15 protein-coding genes are annotated in these 19,654 nt (G+C 54.3%); 11 read left to right on the forward strand and 4 right to left on the reverse strand.

What is annotated here, in order from left to right; genetic code table 11:
* Positions 1 to 51 precede the first annotated feature (51 nt).
* From ilvD to BS640_RS10045, 3 genes are read left to right on the forward strand one after another with little or no spacing between them, the layout of a single operon-like run.
* Positions 52 to 1,902, forward strand: a complete 1,851-nt coding sequence (ilvD, locus tag BS640_RS10035; RefSeq protein ID WP_026110615.1) for a dihydroxy-acid dehydratase — start codon at positions 52 to 54, stop codon at positions 1,900 to 1,902.
* A 4-nt stretch (positions 1,903 to 1,906) separates the two neighbouring features.
* On the forward strand, positions 1,907 to 3,451 hold the full coding sequence (gene ilvA, locus BS640_RS10040; RefSeq protein ID WP_017492501.1) for a threonine ammonia-lyase, biosynthetic: 1,545 nt from the start codon (positions 1,907 to 1,909) through the stop codon (positions 3,449 to 3,451).
* A gap of 31 nt (positions 3,452 to 3,482) precedes the next feature.
* Positions 3,483 to 4,184, forward strand: coding sequence for a DUF2461 domain-containing protein (locus tag BS640_RS10045; protein WP_084912500.1), 702 nt, complete (start codon positions 3,483 to 3,485; stop codon positions 4,182 to 4,184).
* Between the two features lie 18 nt (positions 4,185 to 4,202).
* On the opposite strand, the gene ilvY is transcribed toward BS640_RS10045, so the two are convergent.
* Positions 4,203 to 5,105: an HTH-type transcriptional activator IlvY gene (ilvY, locus tag BS640_RS10050; RefSeq protein ID WP_017492503.1), complete on the reverse strand. Its 903-nt coding sequence runs from the start codon at positions 5,103 to 5,105 to the stop codon at positions 4,203 to 4,205.
* Between the two features lie 290 nt (positions 5,106 to 5,395).
* On the opposite strand from ilvY, the gene ilvC reads away from it, so the two are divergent.
* Entirely contained in the window at positions 5,396 to 6,871 is a 1,476-nt protein-coding gene (gene ilvC, locus BS640_RS10055) for a ketol-acid reductoisomerase (RefSeq protein WP_017492504.1), read from the forward strand.
* 96 nt (positions 6,872 to 6,967) lie between these two features.
* On the opposite strand, the gene ppiC is transcribed toward ilvC, so the two are convergent.
* Positions 6,968 to 7,249, reverse strand: a complete 282-nt coding sequence (ppiC, locus tag BS640_RS10060; RefSeq protein WP_017492505.1) for a peptidylprolyl isomerase PpiC — start codon at positions 7,247 to 7,249, stop codon at positions 6,968 to 6,970.
* Positions 7,250 to 7,435: 186 nt separating this feature from the next.
* On the opposite strand from ppiC, the gene rep reads away from it, so the two are divergent.
* Positions 7,436 to 9,463 (forward strand): DNA helicase Rep, encoded by a 2,028-nt coding sequence (gene rep, locus BS640_RS10065; protein ID WP_084912501.1) that lies wholly within the window; start codon positions 7,436 to 7,438, stop codon positions 9,461 to 9,463.
* A 38-nt stretch (positions 9,464 to 9,501) separates the two neighbouring features.
* Here the strand turns inward: rep and gppA are convergent, their stop codons facing one another.
* Positions 9,502 to 10,998, reverse strand: coding sequence for a guanosine-5'-triphosphate,3'-diphosphate diphosphatase (gppA, locus tag BS640_RS10070; protein ID WP_017492507.1), 1,497 nt, complete (start codon positions 10,996 to 10,998; stop codon positions 9,502 to 9,504).
* Positions 10,999 to 11,006: 8 nt separating this feature from the next.
* Positions 11,007 to 12,299, reverse strand: a complete 1,293-nt coding sequence (gene rhlB, locus BS640_RS10075) for an ATP-dependent RNA helicase RhlB (RefSeq protein WP_017492508.1) — start codon at positions 12,297 to 12,299, stop codon at positions 11,007 to 11,009.
* A 133-nt stretch (positions 12,300 to 12,432) separates the two neighbouring features.
* Between rhlB and trxA the strand changes: the two genes are divergently transcribed.
* From trxA to wecC, 6 genes are all read left to right on the forward strand, one after another.
* Complete coding sequence (gene trxA / locus BS640_RS10080; protein ID WP_017492509.1) at positions 12,433 to 12,759, forward strand: thioredoxin TrxA; 327 nt, start codon at positions 12,433 to 12,435, stop codon at positions 12,757 to 12,759.
* A 462-nt stretch (positions 12,760 to 13,221) separates the two neighbouring features.
* A complete protein-coding gene (rho, locus tag BS640_RS10085; protein WP_017492510.1) occupies positions 13,222 to 14,481 on the forward strand; it encodes a transcription termination factor Rho in 1,260 nt (419 codons plus the stop codon).
* A 372-nt stretch (positions 14,482 to 14,853) separates the two neighbouring features.
* Complete coding sequence (wecA, locus tag BS640_RS10090) at positions 14,854 to 15,948, forward strand: UDP-N-acetylglucosamine--undecaprenyl-phosphate N-acetylglucosaminephosphotransferase (protein ID WP_026110617.1); 1,095 nt, start codon at positions 14,854 to 14,856, stop codon at positions 15,946 to 15,948.
* Between the two features lie 97 nt (positions 15,949 to 16,045).
* Positions 16,046 to 17,110: an ECA polysaccharide chain length modulation protein gene (gene wzzE / locus BS640_RS10095; protein WP_084912525.1), complete on the forward strand. Its 1,065-nt coding sequence runs from the start codon at positions 16,046 to 16,048 to the stop codon at positions 17,108 to 17,110.
* 91 nt (positions 17,111 to 17,201) lie between these two features.
* Positions 17,202 to 18,332: a non-hydrolyzing UDP-N-acetylglucosamine 2-epimerase gene (gene wecB / locus BS640_RS10100; protein ID WP_084912526.1), complete on the forward strand. Its 1,131-nt coding sequence runs from the start codon at positions 17,202 to 17,204 to the stop codon at positions 18,330 to 18,332.
* Positions 18,329 to 19,627 (forward strand): UDP-N-acetyl-D-mannosamine dehydrogenase, encoded by a 1,299-nt coding sequence (wecC, locus tag BS640_RS10105; protein ID WP_017492514.1) that lies wholly within the window; start codon positions 18,329 to 18,331, stop codon positions 19,625 to 19,627. Before wecB ends, wecC begins: the two co-directional genes overlap by 4 nt.
* Positions 19,628 to 19,654: the final 27 nt, after the last annotated feature.

Genomic DNA, 19,654 nt, shown 5'->3' on the forward strand with positions numbered 1-19,654 from the left:
GGGCGGCGGTTTCGCCGCCCACATAAAAGTATTAATTGGAGTGAATAGAGCATGCCAAAGTACCGTTCCGCTACCACGACTCAAGGCCGCAACATGGCCGGCGCCCGCGCATTATGGCGCGCCACCGGGATGACCGATGACGATTTCAATAAACCGATTATTGCCGTCGTAAACTCCTTTACCCAGTTTGTCCCGGGCCACGTTCACCTGCGTGACATGGGGAAACTGGTCGCAGAACAAATCGAAGCCTCCGGCGGTGTGGCGAAAGAGTTCAACACCATCGCCGTAGATGACGGGATCGCCATGGGCCATGGCGGCATGCTGTATTCATTGCCTTCTCGCGAACTGATTGCCGACTCGGTGGAGTACATGGTGAACGCGCACTGCGCCGATGCCATGGTCTGTATCTCCAACTGCGACAAAATCACTCCGGGAATGCTGATGGCCGCTCTGCGCCTTAACATTCCGGTGATCTTCGTTTCAGGTGGCCCGATGGAAGCCGGTAAAACCAAGCTGTCAGACAAAATCATCAAGCTCGATCTGGTCGATGCGATGATTCAGGGCGCGAACCCTAACGTCAGTGACGCCGACAGCGCGCAGATTGAACGTTCTGCCTGTCCGACCTGCGGTTCCTGCTCCGGGATGTTTACCGCCAACTCGATGAACTGCCTGACCGAAGTTCTGGGCCTGTCCCAGCCGGCCAACGGCTCACTGCTGGCGACTCACGCCGACCGTAAAGAGCTGTTCCTGTCTGCCGGTAAGCGCATCGTTAGCCTGGCTAAACGTTACTACGAAAAAGACGACGCAAGTGTGCTGCCGCGCAGCATTGCCACTAAGGCTGCATTCGAAAACGCCATGACGCTTGATATCGCCATGGGCGGCTCGACCAACACTATTTTGCACCTGCTGGCCGCCGCGCAGGAAGGCGAAGTCGATTTCAACATGACCGACATTGACGCGCTGTCCCGCAAGGTTCCACACCTGTGTAAAGTCGCGCCAAGCACGCAGAAATATCACATGGAAGACGTTCACCGCGCCGGTGGCGTGTGGGGCATCTTGGGCGAGCTGGATAGAGCTGGCCTGATGAACCGCGACGTCTATAACGTGCTGGAAATGAAATTCCCGGAAACGCTACAGCAGTACGACATCATGCTGACCCAAGACGAAGCCGTGAAGAAAATGTTCCGCGCTGGCCCGGCCGGTATTCGTACCACCAAAGCGTTCTCACAGGATTGCCGCTGGGACACGCTGGATAACGACCGCGCCGACGGCTGTATCCGTTCTATCGACCATGCGTTTAGCAAAGAAGGCGGTCTGGCCGTGCTTTACGGCAACATGGCTATCGACGGTAGTATCGTGAAAACCGCAGGCGTTGACGAAGAAAACCTGACCTTCCGTGGCCCGGCCAAAGTCTACGAAAGCCAGGACGCCGCGGTTGAGGCTATCCTCGGCGGTAAAGTCGTTGCCGGCGATGTGGTTGTTATCCGTTATGAAGGACCTAAAGGCGGCCCAGGCATGCAGGAAATGCTGTATCCGACCACCTATCTCAAATCGATGGGGCTGGGCAAAGCCTGTGCGCTTATCACCGACGGCCGTTTCTCAGGCGGTACCTCGGGTCTTTCCATCGGCCACGTTTCTCCTGAAGCGGGCAGTGGCGGTCTGATTGCCCTGGTCCAGGACGGCGACATGATTGATATCGACATCCCTAACCGCAGTATGGTGCTGGATGTGGCAGACAGCGAGTTGGCTGCGCGTCGTGAAATCGAGCTGGCCCGCGGCGACAAAGCCTGGACGCCGAAAGACCGCGTGCGTGAAGTTTCCTTCGCCCTGCGTGCCTATGCGCTGCTGGCGACCAGCGCCGACAAAGGTGCAATTCGCGACAAGAGTAAGCTGGGAGGCTAACTGCATGGCGGTATCACAACCTCTGCCCGATCAACCCTGCGGAGCAGAATATCTGCGCGCAGTGTTGCGAGCACCCGTTTATGAGGTGGCGCAGGTCACCCCGTTACAGGTCATGGAAAAAATCTCGACCCGTCTGGAAAACACCATTCTGGTCAAAAGAGAAGACCGTCAGGCGGTGCACAGTTTTAAACTGCGCGGCGCTTATTCAATGATTGCCGGGTTGACGGAAGAGCAGGCGGCGCGCGGTGTGATTACGGCTTCGGCCGGTAACCACGCGCAGGGCGTTGCCTTGTCGGCTACCCGCAAGGGGATCAAGGCGCTGATTGTGATGCCGGTTGCGACCGCCGATATCAAAGTGGATGCGGTGCGTAATTTTGGCGGCGAGGTGCTGCTGCACGGCGCCAACTTTGACGAAGCCAAAGCTAAGGCGCTTGAGCTGTCACAGGCTCAGGGCATGACCTTTGTGCCACCGTTCGACCATCCGGCGGTTATCGCCGGACAGGGCACGTTGGCGATGGAACTGCTGCAACAGGATGCACACCTTGACCGGGTCTTTGTCCCGGTTGGCGGCGGCGGTTTGGCGGCGGGCGTAGCGGTATTGATTAAGCAGCTGATGCCGCAAATCAAGGTCATCGGCGTCGAAGCCGAAGACTCTGCCTGCCTGCGTGCCGCGCTGGACGCCGGTGAGCCGGTTGATTTGGCGCGCGTCGGGCTGTTTGCCGAGGGCGTGGCCGTGAAGCGTATCGGCAACGAAACCTTCCGCCTGTGCCGTGAATACCTCGACGACGTGATAACCGTTGACAGCGATGCCATCTGCGCCGCAGTGAAAGATCTGTTTGAAGACGTCCGTGCCATCGCCGAGCCTTCGGGCGCACTGGCGTTGGCCGGTCTGAAGAAGTACGTGCAGGAGCATAATATTCAGGGCGAACGTCTGGCTCACGTGTTGTCGGGGGCTAACGTTAACTTCCACGGCTTGCGCTATGTGTCTGAACGCTGTGAGCTGGGAGAACAGCGTGAGGCCTTGCTGGCGGTGACCATTCCTGAGCGTAAGGGCAGTTTCCTGAACTTCTGCCAGCTGCTCGGCGGTCGTTCGGTGACCGAGTTCAATTATCGCTACGCGGATGCCGACAATGCCTGCATCTTCGTCGGCGTGCGTTTGACGCGCGGTCATGCGGAGCGTAAGGAAATCATCGATCTGCTGAACGACGGCGGGTATCAGGTGGTGGACTTGTCCGACGACGAGATGGCCAAGCTGCACGTGCGTTATATGGTCGGCGGTCGCCCGAGCAAGCCGCTGCGCGAGCGTCTTTACAGCTTCGAGTTTCCGGAGTCGCCGGGCGCGTTGCTGAAATTCCTGCACACGCTGGGGACGCACTGGAATATCTCGCTGTTCCACTATCGCAGCCACGGCACCGATTTTGGTCGCGTGCTGGCAGCGTTCGAGTTGACGGATCAGGAGCCGGAGTTCGAGAAGAACCTCTCAGCGCTCGGTTATGACTGTCATAACGAATCGGATAATCCTGCCTTCAGGTTCTTCCTGCAGGGATAGCGAGCAATAAAAATTAAAACAGGGACGGCGTATGAGTACTGCGTTTAATGGCTTCAGTCAGCAAGGGTTGAATTTCCTTCAGCAGGTGCGGATTGAAAACGACAAAGAGTGGTTTGAGGCAAATCGACAGGTGTACGACCAAGAACTGCTCACGCCGTTTCGGGCGTTGGTCGAGGCACTGAGTGCGACCATGCTGGCCATTGATCCGCAGTTCGAGACTCGTCCCGCCATCGGTAAAACGCTGTCGCGTATTCATCGCGACACGCGTTTCTCACACGACAAAAGCCGTTATCGCAGCCGTATGTGGCTGACGTTCAAGCGTCCAAGCAAAGACTGGAAGGACGCACCGGTTTATTTCTTCGAGTTGGGACCGGACTTGCTGCGCTATGGACTGGGTTACTACAGCGCCAACAAGCAGACCATGGACCTGTTCCGCCATACCTTACATCGCCAGCCTGAGCTTTTCCTTGAGGTAGCCGAATGTTGCCGTGCGCCGTTCGAACTGGTGGGGGAAAGTTATAAACGCCCGCTGGTGAAAGAACAAAACCCCGAGATTGCCACCTGGTACAACCGTAAATCATTCGCAGTAATGGCGACGGACCTTCACGTCGAAAAGCTTTTTAGCCCGACGCTGGTGGACGAGCTTGTCAAATTTTTTCAACGGCTTGAACCGCTTTATCACTGGTTAATGCGCGTAGAAACCCTGAAACAGGTCGATCCCGCCGATCTTTAAGCGCAAAAACGATCCGCACTACAGCTTCAGTTCCACCTGCAATAGCGACTGCCAGAATGCCTCGATCAACGGTTCATTGAGGCGTTTACGCTGCACGCACACGCCTAACGGCAGCGGTGCACCGATGGTCACGTTGTCATGCACCGCAATACGATTGCGGATCAGGTCTGGGCTGTTTTCCAGCACGACCACGGGGATTAGCGCTACGCCGCAGCCCAATGCCACCATGGACACAATCGCTTCATGACCGGAAACCGTGGCGTAAATCAGTGGGTTATTCAATTTATGCTGACGAAACCAGCTGTCGATGCGTTTACGCGCCGGTCCATGCTCGGGGATGATAAACGGAATTTGTGACCATTCCGGTGAAGTCTGCGTGACCTGCGTTCTCACCGCACAGGGCAGCGAAGGAACAATCAGCGCCATCGTGACCTCACCAATCGGTGTAAAGTCTATACTTGAAGGCAGTGTTTCAGGATGCCCGGCTATGCCGAGGTCGGCTTCGGTAGACTGTACTTTTTCGACCGCATCGGCGGCATCGCCGGTGGTCAGTTTGATTTCAACCAGCGGATGCTGGGCGCGGAAGCGGTCGAGTATCGGCGGCAGATGGCTATAGGCGGCGGTCACCGAGCAGAATAACCGCAGTTCGCCGGAGAGCGTCGGGCCATGTTGCCCCATCGCATGACGCAGCTGCTGGTACTGCAACAGCGTTTGCTGGGCGAAGATTTTTAACTGTTCGCCTGCCTGCGTGAGCTGCACCGTGCGGTTATCACGCTGAAACAGCGCCTGCCCAAGCTCTTCCTCCAGCCGCTGAATTTGTCGAGAGAGGGTCGACGGGCTGACGTGCGTCGCCTTGGCGGAACGCCCGAAATGCCGGCTTTCTGCCAGATTTAAAAACAGTTTCAGATCGCGTAAGTCCATAAGTTTTTCCCGACTATGTCATGCGTTTGCTGTGGATTATTTTACGTTGCATAAAATGCAATATCATCTTCGTAATATATCAATTTAAGCAATGCAACGCATGACATATAGTGATTTCACAGCAACCCGTCATGCTTCAAGCTGCAGATGCATTGGCTATGCTCGTTCACCCCAGTCACTTACCTGAGTAAGTCCACGGGGACTCACGAACTTGCCGCCTTCCTGCGACTCGAATCATTCAGGGCTCAACAATTTTGTACTAACAACCCCAATCGCAACGGAGTTTTACCATGGCTAACTATTTCAACACATTGAACCTGCGTCAGCAGTTGGCGCAATTAGGCAAGTGCCGCTTTATGGCTCGCGATGAATTCGCCGATGAAGCCAGCTTCCTAAAGGGTAAAAAAGTGGTGATCGTTGGTTGTGGCGCACAGGGCCTGAACCAAGGTCTGAACATGCGTGACTCCGGTCTGGACGTTTCCTACACCCTGCGTGCAGAAGCGATCGCCGAGAAGCGTGCTTCATGGCGTAAAGCGACCGAAAACGGCTTCAAAGTCGGTACCTACGAAGAGCTGATCCCTCAGGCGGATCTGGTTGTTAACCTGACGCCAGACAAACAGCACAGCGCGGTGGTTAAAGCGGTTCAGCCTCTGATGAAAGACGGTGCGGCACTGGGTTACTCACACGGCTTCAACATCGTTGAAGTTGGCGAGCAAATCCGTAAAGACATCACCGTAGTGATGGTGGCTCCGAAATGCCCTGGTACAGAAGTTCGTGAAGAATACAAACGCGGTTTCGGCGTACCTACGCTGATTGCTGTTCACCCGGAAAACGACCCGAAAGGCGAAGGCATGGCGATTGCTAAAGCTTGGGCTGCGGCGACCGGTGGTCACCGCGCGGGCGTACTGGAATCTTCATTCGTTGCGGAAGTGAAATCTGACCTGATGGGCGAGCAGACTATACTGTGCGGTATGCTGCAGGCGGGTTCTCTGCTGTGCTTCGACAAACTGGTTGCTGACGGTGTTGACGCGGCTTACGCAGAAAAACTGTTGCAGTTCGGCTGGGAAACCATCACCGAAGCCCTGAAGCAGGGTGGCATCACCCTCATGATGGATCGTCTGTCTAACCCGGCTAAACTGCGTGCCTTCGCACTGTCAGAGCAGCTGAAAGAAATCATGGCTCCGCTGTTCCAGAAACACATGGATGACATCATCTCTGGTGAGTTCTCTGGCGGTATGATGGCTGACTGGGCGGCAGACGACGTTAAACTGCTGACCTGGCGTGAAGAGACCGGCGCAACCGCATTCGAAAACGCACCACAGTTCGAAGGCAAAATTTCTGAGCAAGAGTACTTCGACCACGGCGTTCTGATGATTGCCATGGTGAAAGCAGGCGTTGAGCTGGCGTTCGAAACCATGGTGGCCTCTGGCATCATCGAAGAATCCGCTTACTACGAATCACTGCACGAGCTGCCGCTGATTGCGAACACCATCGCACGTAAGCGTCTGTACGAAATGAACGTGGTTATCTCTGACACCGCAGAATACGGTAACTACCTGTTTGCTAACGCGGCAGTACCGCTGCTGAAAGAGTTCATGACTACCCTGCAAGCGGGCGACCTGGGTAAACCTGTTGCCGCGACCGAGGTTGACAATGCTCAGCTGCGCGACGTGAATGAAGCTATCCGTGCCCACGCTATCGAAGCGGTTGGCCACAAGCTGCGCGGCTACATGACCGACATGAAACGTATCGCAGTAGCAAGCTAATACCGGTTTACGCGTTACGGTTGTACCCGATAATAAAAAGTAAAAAAGCACCGCCTTGGCGGTGCTTTTTCTTTTACTGCGTTCTGTGGAGCAAACTTAGTTGCGGTACAGAACCTTGATCAGGTGGTAACCGAACTGGGTCTTAACCGGGCCAAGAGGTTTCAGCAGTTCACCGCTGAAGACCACTTTATCGAAAGCTGGCACCATGTCACCCTTGCGGAATTCACCCAGTGAACCGCCGTCGCGCTTGGACGGGCAGTTTGAGTGCTTGCGTGCCAGTTCCTGGAAATCAGCGCCTTGTTGCAGCTGAGCCAGCAGCTCGTTGGCTTTCTTTTCGTCATCCACCAGGATGTGTAGTGCAGAAGCGGTATTCGCCATGATAAGGGACCTTTAGATAAGATTAATCAAAGACTGCTCAGGGGCGTAATGTAACATTTGCCACGTCGGATGTGGACCGCACAATGCCGTCTTACCGCTGAACCTTACACTTTTGACTGTCTTTTCTGGCGGAAGTTTCTGCTACAATCGCCGTCCCGCGTCTATCAAGTGAGCAGAATTAACCCAATGCGATTAAATCCCAGTCAACAACATGCCGTCGAATTTGTTACCGGACCCTGCCTGGTGCTGGCCGGTGCCGGCTCGGGTAAAACGCGGGTTATCACCAACAAAATCGCTCACCTGATCCGTGAATGCGGCTACCAGGCGCGTCATATAGCCGCCGTGACCTTTACCAACAAGGCCGCACGCGAGATGAAAGAGCGCGTCGCGCAAACGCTGGGGCGAAAAGAGTCGCGCGGGCTACTGATTTCTACCTTCCATACCTTGGGACTGGAAATCATAAAACGCGAATTCGCAGCACTCGGCATGAAATCCAATTTCTCGCTGTTTGACGATCAGGACCAGTTGGCGTTACTGAAAGAACTCAGTGAAAAATGGCTCGAAAACGACAAGGCGTTGCTGCAACAGTTGATCTCGACGATCTCCAACTGGAAAAACGATCTTATCGACCCGGCGGGGGCGGCGAAGACTGCGCGTTCCGAACGCGACAAGATTTTTGCCCACTGTTATAGCCTGTATCACGACCACATGCGCGCCTGTAACATCCTCGATTTCGACGATCTGATCCTGCTGCCGACGCTGCTCCTTCAGCGCAACGAGGAGGTACGGGAGCGCTGGCAGAATAAGTTGCGTTATTTGCTGGTCGATGAATATCAGGACACCAACACCAGCCAGTACATGATGGTTAAACTGCTGGTGGGCAATCGCGCTCGCTTTACCGTGGTCGGCGACGACGACCAGTCAATCTATTCGTGGCGCGGTGCGCGTCCGCAAAACCTGGTGCTGCTAAAAGAGGATTTCCCCGCGTTGCAGGTTATCAAACTTGAGCAGAACTACCGCTCGTCGCAGCGTATCCTCAAGGCTGCCAACATCCTGATTGCCAACAACCCGCACGTGTTTGAGAAAAGGCTGTTCTCCGAGCTGGCCTATGGCGAACCCTTGAAGGTGATTACCGCCAATAATGAAGATCACGAGGCAGAGCGCGTGGTGGGTGAGCTGATTGCGCACCGGTTTGTCAAAAAAACCAATTACGGCGATTACGCCATTCTGTATCGCGGAAACCACCAGTCGCGGCTGTTTGAAAAGATGCTGATGCAGAACCGTATTCCCTACCGTATTTCTGGCGGTACGTCGTTCTTCTCGCGGCCTGAAATCAAAGACCTGCTGGCTTATTTGCGGGTGCTGACCAATCCTGATGACGACAGCGCCTTCCTGCGCATCGTCAACACTCCACGGCGTGAGATTGGTGCCGCAACGCTGCAAAAGCTCGGTGAATGGGCTAACCAGCGCAATAAAGGCCTCTTCAAGGCGAGCTTCGACTTAGGACTGAGCCAGTATCTGACCGGCCGGGGACTCGAGGCATTGCAGCGATTCACTCACTGGATGGGCAATATCGCCGAACTGGCCGAGCGCGAACCCATCGCCGCCGTTCGCGATCTGATTCACGGCATGGATTACGAAAGCTGGCTGTTCGAAACCTCGCCAAGCCCGAAAGCGGCGGAAATGCGCATGAAAAACGTCAATCAGCTGTTCAGCTGGATGACGGAAATGCTCGAAGGCAGCGACCTCGATGAGCCGATGACGCTGACTCAGGTGGTGACCCGCTTCACGCTGCGCGACATGATGGAGCGCGGTGAGAGCGAAGAGGAGCTGGATCAGGTCCAACTGATGACGCTGCACGCCTCTAAGGGGCTGGAGTTTCCCTATGTGTTTCTGATTGGCATGGAAGAGGGGCTGTTGCCGCATCAAAGCAGTATGGATGAGGACAACGTCGATGAAGAGCGGCGACTGGCCTACGTCGGCATTACCCGTGCGCAGAAAGAGCTGATTTTCAGCCACTGCCGTGAACGCAGGCAGTACGGCGAGCTGATCCGCCCGGAGATAAGCCGCTTCCTGCATGAATTACCGCAGGATGATTTGGCCTGGGAAAGCGAGCGTAAAGTGGTGTCGCCACAGGAGAGGATGGTGAAGGGACAGAGCCATCTGGAGAAGATCCGCGCTCAGCTGGCCGAGGCCAAGAAAAAGGGAGCCTAAGGCTCCCTGATACGTTAATTATATTGCATGAACGTCGTTTATTTGCTGGCTTCTTCTATGAACAGCGGCCAATGGACGTAACTTTGCCAATGACTTTCCTGCTCCAGCTCTTCGGCCCGCAGCGGATGCTGTTCCAGCCATCCGTGAGGCACTAACACGTTCAACTCATCATCATTAGCCCGCAGGCGAACCGCAGGCAGCGTGTCATCACGACGACGGCTGGCGAAGATAATCGCCAGTCGCATGATGCGACACAGACGCTCGGCCTGACGCGGCGGCAGGGCGTTTTGCTGGTTAAGCAGCGGCAGATCCAGGTTATTGCTCTGGTTTTGCAGCAGCGTTGCCAGCAGTTTTTTCTGCGCCGGAGTAAAACCGGGTAAATCGAGATGACGAATCAGGTAACCTGCGTGATTCTGCGCCTGCTTGAAATCAACGCTCAGCCCAATCTCATGGATCAGACAGGCGCTAGCCAGCAGCTCACGGGCGCGGGCATCCAGCTGCCAGGTGTTTGACACCTGAACGGAAAAGTTCTCGGCAAGCGCCGCAACGCGATTCGCCTGCTCAACGTCGAGCAGATAGCGGCGTTGCAGGTTGTGCAGGGTGCGTTGACGAATGTCCTGTTCAACGGGCAGATGCAGCATGCCGTACACCAGACCCTCGCGCAGCGCGCCACCCGCCAGCATCATGGATTCAATATTCAACGTTTTGAAGATAGCAATTAGGATGGACAGCCCGCTTGGGAACACCAGTGCACGCTCAAGCGTGAGCCCTTCAATTTCGAGCTCTTCGAGCTTGCCACACTGAATGGCACGCTGTTTGAGCTGCTGTAGCTTGGAGAGGGTAATCCGTTCGTCCATCCCCTGCGCCACCATGATTTCCTGCAATGCCTGCACCGTACCGGACGCGCCAACGCAGACCTGCCAGCCGTTGGCGAGCAGTTCGGGTGCGACGGGGGTAATCATTTCAACTGCGGCTAGCTCGGCCTTGTCAAAATTCTCTTTGACCAGGCTTCGGTCGGTGAAATAGCGTTCGAGCCAGGTCACGCAGCCCATAGACAGGCTGAACAACGTGTTGGCCTGTGCGCCTGAACCGGTAACCAGTTCGGTGCTTCCGCCGCCGATATCCACCACCAGGCGCTGGTCAGGACCGCCGGTGGTGTGGGCCACGCCCTGATAAATCAGGCGTGCTTCTTCTTCACCGCTAATGACCTGAATATTACAGCCAAGAATGGTTTCAGCGGTTTTCAAAAACTCATCGGCATTTTTTGCCAGGCGCAGTGTCGCCGTTGCAACCACGCGGATCTGTTCGCGCGGGATATCCTGTAGACGCTCGGAAAATAATTTCAGGCATTGCCATCCTCGCTGCATCGCTTCGGCGGAGAGGTGACTATTTTTATCCAGCCCGGCCGCCAGACGCACTTTGCGTTTAATTCTGGCCAAAGTTTGAATACTGCCTGCCACCTCACGGACGACCAACATATGAAAGCTGTTGGAACCCAGATCGATCGCTGCATAAAGTGAGGTGGAGCTCAGCATAATTTTTTTCAGCCCGAACGTTTACGGTTGTTACGTGGTGCATTGCCACCGCGTCGTGATGAAGATGAATTACGGCGTGGGCCGTTGCCGGTGCGCGTACGTGCCAGACGTTTTGGTGCCGGCAGGTCGGTTAGAAGCGCATCACTGTTGTATTTACTGACGGGAATGCTGTGGCCGGTATAGGTTTCGATGGCCGGCAGATTCAGCGCATATTCTTCACATGCCAGGCTGATTGAGTGTCCGCTCAGGCCAGCACGACCGGTACGGCCGATGCGGTGAACGTAGTCTTCGCAGTCGTCAGGCAGGTCATAGTTGAAGACGTGGGTCACGGCTGGAATGTGCAGACCACGGGCAGCAACGTCGGTTGCGACCAGAATGTCGATGTCACCCTTAGTGAAGTCTTCGAGCACGCGCAGGCGTTTTTTCTGCGCCACGTCGCCGGTCAGCAGGCCTACGCGGTGTCCGTCGGCAGCCAGGTGGCCCCAGACATCTTCACAGCGGTGCTTGGTGTTGGCGAAGATAATGCAGCGGTCTGGCCACTCTTCTTCTATTAAGGTTTGCAGCAGGCGCATCTTTTCTTCGTTTGAAGGATAGAAAAGCTCTTCCTGGATGCGGTGACCCGTTTTCTGTTCCGGTTCGATCTCAATCGATTCGGCGTTGTTCATGTTTTCAAACGCCAGCTCTTTAACGCGGTAGGACAGCGTTGCCGAGAACAGCATGTTCAGGCGTTGAGTCGCAGGCGGCATGCGGCGGAACAACCAGCGAATATCTTTGATAAAACCGAGGTCGAACATGCGGTCGGCTTCATCCAGTACCACGACCTGGATTGCACCCAGATTAATATGGTTCTGTTTTGCGTAATCGATTAACCGGCCAGTCGTGCCGATCAGGATATCGACGCCACTTTCCAGCACTTTAAGCTGTTTGTCGTAGCCGTCGCCGCCGTAGGCCAGACCGAGTTTCAGTCCGGTGGATTCGGAGAGCGCTTCGGCGTCCGAATGAATTTGTACCGCCAATTCCCGCGTCGGTGCCATAATTAAAGCACGTGGCTGATTGGTCTGACGACCTTCAGCAGCCGGGTTAGAAAGCAGATAATGGAAAGTAGACGCTAAAAAAGCCAGCGTCTTGCCGGTACCGGTTTGCGCCTGACCTGCAACATCACGTCCTGAGAGCGTGATAGGCAATGCGAGTGCCTGAATAGGCGTGCAGTAATGAAACCCTTTCTTTTCAAGGGCTTCGACTGCTAGCGGGTGCAGGGCGAAGTCGGAAAACTTCTGTTCGGTTAAGTGTGTTTTGCTCATAGTGTGGTAGAATATCAGCTAACTATTGCTTTACGAAAGCATATCCGTTGAAATAAACATGGTGAAATAGAGTCAACCTACTGTTGGTTAATGCTACATCAACAAGGTAAAGATAAATCCTTTGGAGTAGAACATGAGCGATAAAATTATTCACCTTTCTGATGACAGTTTCGACAAAGACGTACTGAAAGCCGAAGGACTGGTGCTGGTCGATTTCTGGGCAGAATGGTGTGGTCCATGCAAGATGATTGCTCCGATCCTGGACGAAATTGCCACCGAGTTCGAAGGCAAGCTGACTATTGCCAAGCTGAACATCGATGAAAACCCGGGCACCGCACCAAAATACGGTATCCGTGGCATTCCTACCCTGCTGCTGTTCAAAGGCGGCGAAGTGGCTGCGACTAAAGTCGGCGCACTGTCTAAAGGTCAGCTGAAAGATTTCCTGAACGCCAATCTGTAATAGATTTGAATGACCTAAATCAGGCGTTTGGCGGGCTACGTGTGTTTTTCACACTGACCGCTAGACGCCTGCAAAGAAGCGTGCTAAGTTTACGCTTACTGCATATTTAAGCTTACCTGTAGTTTGATTCTAGCGTTTTATTCTGTGTTGAAAACATCTGCCTATTAAAGTTGCTTTGATAAAAACTGCTTGCGTAGAAAACGACTTGTTGAAAAACAGGTGTAATGGCGATGTGCTTTGACAATCTTACGGTTTAAAAAAAATCGGCTTTGAGACACCTTCAATTTAAGTCTGCCCTCTTTCAAGAAATAGTTCGCGAGTCAACACGCCCGTGACCTTTAATCAGAAGCTGCAAATTGAGAGTCTCTACCCTAAAAGTAATTTAAGCTGGCATGGACGTCCTTGCCATCCCCATTCACGACAGATTTTCGAGACCTACCCCGAGTTTAAGAACCCACCATTATGAATCTTACCGAATTAAAGAATACGCCGGTTTCTGACCTGATTACACTCGGCGAAAATATGGGACTGGAAAACCAGGCCCGCATGCGTAAGCAAGACATTATCTTTTCAATACTGAAGCAGCATGCCAAAAGCGGAGAAGATATCTTCGGTGACGGTGTTCTGGAGATACTGCAGGACGGATTTGGTTTCCTCCGCTCAGCAGACAGCTCCTACCTCGCCGGTCCAGATGATATTTACGTTTCTCCCAGCCAAATCCGCCGCTTCAATCTCCGTACCGGTGACACTATTTCCGGTAAAATCCGTCCGCCAAAAGAAGGCGAGCGCTATTTTGCCCTGTTGAAAGTTAACGAAGTTAACTACGACAAACCAGAAAATGCCCGTAACAAAATCCTGTTCGAGAACTTGACCCCACTGCACGCCAACTCACGTTTGCGCATGGAGCGTGGTAACGGTTCTACCGAAGATTTGACCGCACGCGTACTCGACCTGGCATCGCCAATTGGCCGTGGCCAGCGTGGTCTGATTGTGGCACCGCCTAAAGCCGGTAAAACCATGCTGCTGCAGAACATTGCGCAAAGCATTGCCTACAACCACCCAGACTGCGTACTGATGGTACTGCTGATTGACGAACGTCCGGAAGAAGTGACCGAGATGCAGCGTCTGGTTAAAGGTGAAGTAGTTGCTTCTACCTTCGACGAACCTGCATCTCGCCACGTTCAGGTAGCCGAAATGGTTATCGAGAAGGCCAAGCGTCTGGTTGAGCACAAGAAAGACGTTATCATCCTGCTGGACTCAATTACCCGTCTGGCGCGTGCTTACAACACCGTGGTTCCTGCATCAGGTAAAGTCCTGACCGGTGGTGTTGACGCCAACGCCCTGCATCGTCCAAAACGCTTCTTCGGTGCAGCACGTAACGTGGAAGAGGGCGGCAGCCTGACTATCATCGCGACCGCGCTGGTTGATACCGGTTCGAAAATGGATGAAGTCATCTACGAAGAGTTCAAAGGTACAGGTAACATGGAACTGCACCTCGCGCGTAAAATCGCCGAGAAACGTGTATTCCCGGCTATCGATTACAACCGCTCCGGTACCCGTAAAGAAGAGCTTCTCACCACTTCTGAAGAACTGCAGAAGATGTGGATCCTGCGTAAAATTATCCATCCAATGGGTGAAATCGACGCAATGGAATTCCTCATCAACAAGTTGGCCATGACCAAAACCAACGATGAATTCTTCGATATGATGAAACGTTCATAATTTTACTCTGCCCGCCAACTTGCCGCTGCAAGTGAAATGGGTATAACGTAAAAATATTAAAACGCTGCGTGAAGACGTGGCGTTTTTTACGTTTGGTCGCTACGATGTGTAGTAATGCACGGCGCACTGCGCCTTATGCACCCTAGAATCAGATAACACCGGATAGCCTCAACGGGCATCATTCATTAATTTGTCGCTGTATAAAAGCGGACAGGAAGGATCCTTCGGACGACGCACAAAACGTAATAAAATCCGAAAGCCACATAGGATATGAACGCAAAACCGCGAGGTGGTAATGACTACTGCCAAATTCAAGACCAGGCTGCCAGATAGCTTGCGCAGATTTACCATTAATGCAGAGACGTTTTAACTGTGAATTTACTCACTATGAGTACTGAGCTCGTCATTGTTTTCTTGTTTTCATTTGTCTTTTTATTTTTGGCGCGCAAAGTGGCCAAAAAGATTGGATTAGTTGATAAACCTGACTACCGCAAACGCCATCAAGGACTTATCCCCCTGGTTGGCGGTATCTCTGTCTATGCAGTGGTCTGTTTTACCTTTTTCATTACTAACATTCAGATCCCCCATAAGTTGCTTTATCTCGCCTGCGCGGGATTATTGGTATTGGTGGGTGCGCTGGATGACAAATACGACATCAGCGTAAAAATCCGCGCCTGCATTCAGGCACTCGTTGCCGTCATCATGATGATTTACGGTGATATGGTGCTGCATGACCTGGGGCGCATTATCGGTCCCTGGCAGATGTTCCTCGGCCCGTTTGGCTATCTGGTTACCCTGTTTGCCGTATGGGCTGCCATCAACGCTTTCAACATGGTTGACGGTATAGACGGTCTGCTGGGCGGGCTGTCGTGCGTGACCTTCGGCTCAATGGGCATCGTGATGCTGTCCAAAGGCTACGACTCGTTGGCGCTGTGGTGCTTCACGATGATTGCCGCCATCATTCCTTATGTGCTGCTGAACCTCGGTGTTTTTGGCCGTCGTTACAAGGTATTTATGGGCGATGCGGGCAGTACGCTTATCGGCTTTACCGTGATCTGGATCCTGCTGCAATGCACCCAGAGCACGCGCAGCTTCGCGCATCCGCCGATGACCCCCGTGACCGCGCTATGGCTCATCGCCATTCCACTGATGGACATGATTGCCATCATGTATCGCCGTCTGCGCAAGGGAATGAGTCCCTTCTCGGCGGACCGTCAGCACATCCACCATCTGATTATGCGGGCGGGATTCTCCTCGCGTCAGGCTTTTGTACTGATCACCTTGGCCGCTGCCGTGCTGGCCGCTATCGGCGTGGCCGGTGAGCGACTTCACTTCCCCGAATGGTTAATGCTTGGGCTATTTTTTGTCGCATTCATGCTCTATGGCTATTGTATTAAACGTGCGTGGCGCGTGGCGCGGTTGCTCAAACGTGTCAAAAGAAGGCTGCGTCGTCACTCCGCACAATAGCGTCGCCTTACCGTCTGCTATACCGTCACCAGGGATCACACGCCGCGTCTGACTCCGTCTGATGGCAACACAATTAATTAATCAAAATTTGGTGGGAATGATGAAGTCAGAGACGATGTCTACAGGGAACGAACTCGCCGTTGATAATGAACTGGATATTCGCGGGCTGTGCCGTGCGCTGTGGCAGGGAAAACTGTGGATTATCGGTCTGGCGCTCGGGTTTGCCCTCGTCGCGGTACTGGTTTCACTGCTGATGAAGCAGGAGTGGAGCACCACCGCCGTCACTGACAAGCCTACTGTTAACAATCTGGCGTCATACTTCTCGCAGGAGCAGTTCCTGCGCAATCTCGATGCCAAAAACACCTTTACCCCGGCGGGCGATCAGGCCTCGATTTCCGATGACGCCTACGGTGAATTCGTGATGCAGCTGGCCGCCTACGATACCCGCCGGGATTTCTGGCTGCAAAACCCTTACTACATTCAACGCAAGACCGGCGAAAGCGGAGCCGATGCCGTGCTGCTCGACAAACTGATCGGTGCGATTCAGTTCACCGCGCGCGACGAGAAGAAGATGCCTAACGACAGCGTAAAACTGACCGCTGAGACCGCCGCCGACGCCAACAAGCTGTTGCGTCAGTACGTCAGCTTCGCCAGCGCACGCGCTGCCCAGCATCTGTATGACGAAATCGAAGGTGCCTGGGCCGCACGCACGCAGTCGATGAAGGCGCAGGTTAAACGTCAGGAAGAGGTAGCGACCGCCATTTATAACCGCGAACTGAACAACACCCAGCAAGCGTTGAAGATTGCCGAGCAGCAGAATATCGACCACAGCATGACCGACGCCACGCCGGACCGCCTGCCGGACTCCGAGATGTTCCTGTTGGGTACGCCGATGCTACAGGCGAAGTTAAAGCTGCTGCAGGCCTCAGGCCCGAGTTTTGATATCGATTACGATCAGAATAAAGCGATGTTGGCTACGCTTAATGTTGGGCCCGTATTGAACGCCAAATTCCAGACATACCGCTACCTGCGCACGCCGGAAGAGCCGGTAAAACGCGACAGCCCGCGCCGCGTATTCCTGGCAATCATGTGGGGAGTTGTGGGGGGATTTATCGGTGCCGGTGTGGCGCTGGTCCGCCGTCGCGTAAAAACAGCAGAATAAAAAATAAAAAAAGATAGCGATGAATAATCGGGCGTCTTTGACGCGCCCGCTCCGCAGGAAAGCGCTGCGCCTATCAAAAGAGAGTGCCTCTGTGAAAGTATTAACGATTTTCGGTACCAGGCCGGAAGCAATAAAAATGGCACCCCTGGTACATGCTTTGGCTCAGGATTATGCCTTTGATTCTAAAGTTTGTGTGACTGCCCAGCATCGTCAGATGCTGGATCAGGTGTTAGGTCTTTTCTCCATCAAGCCGGATTACGATCTCGATATCATGAAACCGGGTCAGGACCTGACCGAAATCACCAGCCGCATTCTGCTGGGGCTCAAGCCGGTGCTTGAGGATTTTAAACCGGACGTCGTTCTGGTTCACGGCGATACCACAACCGCGCTGACTGCCAGTCTTGCCGCGTTTTATCAGCAGATCCCGATCGGTCACGTTGAGGCGGGTTTGCGCACCGGAGACATGCTTTCTCCGTGGCCGGAAGAGGGTAACCGTCGGTTGACCGGCCATCTGGCCAAGTGGCATTTTGCGCCGACCGCGCTGTCGCGTAGCAATCTCATGCGCGAAGGGATCGACGCACAGGATATTATTGTGACCGGCAACACGGTGATTGATGCGCTGCTGTGGGTGCGTAATCTGCTCAATCAGTCTCCCGAACTCAGGGCGGATGTCGCAAGGCGCTACGATTTTATTAGCCCGCAAAAGAAACTGATTCTGGTCACTGGTCATCGACGCGAGAGCTTCGGTGACGGTTTTGAGCGTATTTGTAGCGCATTGGCCGAGATAGCCAGACAGCATGCCGATGCGCAAATACTCTATCCGGTGCACCTTAACCCGCAGGTTCGCGAGCCGGTTAATCGCATCCTGCAGGGTATCGATAACGTCATCTTGATTGAGCCGCAGGACTATCTGCCGTTCGTTTATCTGATGGACAGCGCCTATCTGATCCTTACCGATTCGGGGGGCATTCAGGAAGAGGCGCCGTCGTTGGGCAAGCCGGTATTAGTGATGCGTGAGACAACCGAGAGGCCCGAGGCCATCGAAGCAGGCACCGTTAAACTGGTCGGAACGCACACCGCGAGTATCGTCAGCGAAGTGTCCAACCTGCTGAACGACGCCGATGCCTATCAACGCATGAGTCGGGCGCATAATCCTTATGGTGACGGCAGCGCCTGTGACCAAATTTTGGCGGCACTCAAGAAAACTCGAGAATTACCATGACTCTAACAACCTTTCCGAGTGTGAATAAACACCGAGCCTTTGAAACCATCTCTGTCATCGGGCTGGGCTATATCGGGCTGCCGACGGCCGCCGCCTTCGCCTCGCGGCAAAAAAAGGTCATTGGTGTCGATATCAATCAGCGTGCGGTCGACATCATCAACCGCGGCGGCGTACATATTGTCGAGCCAGAGCTTGAAGAGCTGGTGAAAAAGGCGGTAGACGAGGGCTTTCTCGAGGCAGTGACCGCCCCACGGCCCGCTGACGCCTTCCTGATTGCCGTGCCGACGCCGTTCAAGGACGGGCATCAGCCGGATCTGGATTACGTCGAGCAGGCGGTCAATGCACTTGCGCCAGTGCTCAAGAAGGGCGACCTGATTATTCTCGAGTCGACCTCACCGGTCGGAGCAACCGAGCAAATGGCGGACTGGCTCGCCGCGCTGCGCCCTGACCTGTGTTTTCCGCAGCAAGACGCGGCCGCGCCCGATGTGAATATTGCCTACTGCCCAGAGCGGGTGCTGCCGGGCAAGGTCATGGTTGAGCTCATTAAAAATGACCGCGTGATTGGCGGTATGACCCGCGAGTGTTCGGCGCGTGCCAGCGAGCTCTATAATATCTTTCTGTTGGGCGAATGCGTGGTCACTAATAGCCGCACCGCCGAGATGTGCAAGCTGACCGAAAACAGTTTCCGCGACGTGAACATCGCGTTTGCCAATGAGCTTTCGCTGATTTGTGACGTGCAGGGCATCAACGTCTGGGAGCTTATCCGTCTGGCGAACCGTCATCCGCGGGTCAACATTCTGCAACCCGGTCCCGGCGTGGGTGGGCACTGTATCGCTGTCGATCCGTGGTTTATCGTTTCTCAGCATCCTTCTCTTGCGCGGCTTATTCATACCGCCCGCGTGGTCAACGATGCTAAGCCTTTCTGGGTGGTCGACAAGGTGAAAGCAGCGGTCGCCGACTGTCTCGCCTCAACCGGTCTGCGTGCCGCCGAGGTGAAGATTGCCTGCTTCGGGCTGGCGTTTAAACCGAACATCGACGACCTGCGTGAAAGCCCTGCGGTTCATGTCGCCGAGCTGATTGCCGACTGGCATGCAGGAGAAACCTGGGTGGTGGAGCCGAACGTGCCCCATCTGCCGCCAGCGCTTGAGAACAAGGTTAAGCTCCAGTCGTTAGAGTTCGCGCTGCAACAGGCCGACGTGCTGGTGATGCTGGTCGACCATGCGGTGTTTAAGCTCATCCCCGGCCAGCAGATCAAGCAAGACTGGATAGTCGATACCAAAGGCGTATGGCGTTAAGCCAGCCTTAAGCGAAACGTGTAATGG

It is taken from the genome of Rouxiella badensis (genome assembly GCF_002093665.1).
In the GTDB taxonomy this organism is placed as follows: domain Bacteria; phylum Pseudomonadota; class Gammaproteobacteria; order Enterobacterales; family Enterobacteriaceae; genus Rouxiella; species Rouxiella badensis.